Origin of the sequence: Micromonospora sp. NPDC049799 (assembly GCF_040656655.1) — a bacterium.
Lineage (GTDB): Bacteria > Actinomycetota > Actinomycetes > Mycobacteriales > Micromonosporaceae > Micromonospora.
Map to the genome: position 1 here is coordinate 1 of NZ_JBFAMU010000692.1, position 2,145 is coordinate 2,145.

At 74.2% G+C, this 2,145-nt stretch carries 2 protein-coding genes and 1 pseudogene; 1 reads left to right on the forward strand and 2 read right to left on the reverse strand.

Annotated elements, in window-relative coordinates:
- Both AB0I76_RS28350 and AB0I76_RS28355 read right to left on the reverse strand, forming a co-directional pair.
- A pseudogene (locus tag AB0I76_RS28350) lies at positions 1 to 473 on the reverse strand (hypothetical protein); the annotation flags it as partial.
- Complete coding sequence (locus tag AB0I76_RS28355) at positions 470 to 1,081, reverse strand: helix-turn-helix transcriptional regulator (protein WP_357041733.1); 612 nt, start codon at positions 1,079 to 1,081, stop codon at positions 470 to 472. The pseudogene AB0I76_RS28350 and the gene AB0I76_RS28355, both read right to left, overlap by 4 nt.
- Before the next feature lie 112 nt (positions 1,082 to 1,193).
- Between AB0I76_RS28355 and AB0I76_RS28360 the strand changes: the two genes are divergently transcribed.
- Positions 1,194 to 1,991 (forward strand): alpha/beta hydrolase, encoded by a 798-nt coding sequence (locus AB0I76_RS28360; protein WP_357041736.1) that lies wholly within the window; start codon positions 1,194 to 1,196, stop codon positions 1,989 to 1,991.
- Positions 1,992 to 2,145 lie beyond the last annotated feature (154 nt).

A 2,145-nucleotide genomic window follows, 5' to 3' on the forward strand; every position in this document is an offset into this window, starting at 1 on the left:
CCGACGAAGCGCTCGCCCCGGGCGACCAGCGCGGCGTACGCGGCGAGCGCCCGCTCCTGCGCCACCTGGGCGCCGGCGACGACCACCGCGGCGTTGCGGGTCGCCAGCTCACGGAGCTTGTCCAGGTCGGCGACCTCGCGCAGCTTGTCGAGGTCGGCGGTCTCGCGCAGGCGCTTCAGGTCGGCGGCCTCGCGCAGCTTCGCGAGGTCGGCCGGGACGGCCTTCTCGCGCAGCGTGCCGGCGGTGAGGGTGGCGGTGCGCAGCGTGTCGTCGGCCTTCTGGCGCAGCTCGACGCCGGTCACCACGGCCTTGCCGCCGAGGTCGGCGACGACCCGGGTGCCGTCGGCGACGACCCGGTTGCCCAGGTCGGTCACCACGGCGGGCAGCTTGCGCAGCTGCTGGTACGCCAGCTCGCCGGCGCCGGCGGCGGCGTAGAGCGGGGCCGGGATGCGGTTGGTCTTCGGCTGGGTCATGACTTCTCCTCCTCGGCCGCGTCGGCGGCCTTCTTGGCGGGGGTGGGAGCGGGGGCGGGGCCGGCCTCGGTGACGGCGACCGACTCGATGACCGCCTCGGTGGGGGTGCCCTCCGGCGTGGTGGGGCCGGTGGCGGCAAGGTTGGCCAGGTCCGGCGACTCCGTCGTCGCCGCGCCGGTCGGGGTCGTCGGTGCGCCCGGCGTGGACTCCGGCTGTCCGGTGGTGGCCGCTGTCGTGCCACCGGCGGCAGCCGTCGCCTCGGCGAGGCGGGCGTTCTCCCGGCGGAACGTCTCGTAGATCTGGGTCAGCGACTGCTTCTGGGCCATGGTCAGCTCGGGGTCGACGGCGATCGCGGCGAGCACGCCGTGACCCTCCTTGTCGTCGAGCAGCCCGGCCCGCAGGTACATCGCCGGGGTGGAGACCCGAAGGGCGCTGGCGAGCTGCTGGAGCACCTCTGCGCTCGGCTTGCGCAGGCCGCGCTCGATCTGGCTGAGGTACGGGTTGCTGACCCCCGCCTGGTCGGCGAGCTGTCGGAGCGAGATCTTCGCGTTGCGGCGCAGGTCGCGGATGAACGCGCCGACGTCGGGAAGGTCCTTGCCTGTGGCCATGCCTCGACGCTAACCGGCCCTGCTAGCTCCTGCAAGCAGAATGCTTGCCAGAGTTAGCAACGTCTCAGATGCCGTTTGCGCGCCCGCCGCCCGGCTGCGTACCGTCCTGTTCATGGCCAAGATCGAAGTCAACGGGGCGACGCTCGGGTACGACGAGGCCGGCGCCGGAACGCCGGTGGTGCTGCTGCACGCCGGCATCGCCGACCGGCGGATGTGGCGGGGCGAGGTGTCCGCCCTCGCCGCCCGGCACCGGGTCGTCGTCCCCGACCTGCGCGGCTACGGCGAGTCGGACCTGCCACCCGCGCCGTTCGCGCACCACGACGACGTGGTCGGGCTGCTCGACGCGCTCGGCATCGAGCGCGCCGCCCTGGTGGGCTGCTCCTTCGGCGGGGCGGTCGCGATCGACACCGCCCTGGCGTATCCCGACCGGGTCACCGCCCTCGCGCTGTTCGGCGCCGCCGTCTCCGGCAACCGGTGGTCCGAGGAGGCCAACGACCTCTGGGACACGCTGATCGGCGAGATCGACCAGGAGGACCTGGACGCGACCGCCGCCGCCGAGGTGCGGTTCTGGGTGGTCGGCCCCGGCCGCGATCCGCAGGACGTCGACCCGGACCTGACCGCCTTCGCGTTCGCGATGGATCGGCGGGCCCTCGTCGCCGAGCAGGCGCTGAGCGCCGTGGACGTCGCCGAACTCGACCCGCCGGCCATCGGCCGCCTCGACGAGCTCGGGATGCCCGTCCTGGTCACCGCCGGGGCGGCGGACCTGCCCGACGTGAGCCGCCTCGCCGACCGGATCGCCGCCGAGGCGCCGAACGCGACCCGCCTGCCGGACGTGCCCGACGCAGGCCACCTGCTCCCCCTGGAGCACCCCACCCCGGTAACCACGGCCCTCCTGTCCTTCCTCCCCTAACCCCGCGCCCCCCAAACTCCCGCGATCTTGCACTTTGTGCCCGGGCAGAGCGGGACAAAATGCCCATCAGGGCGACCGAAAGTGCAAGATCGCGGAGGGCGGGACGGGGCGCGGAGAGCGAGACTCGGCGCGGGGGCGGGGGGCGGGGGGCGGG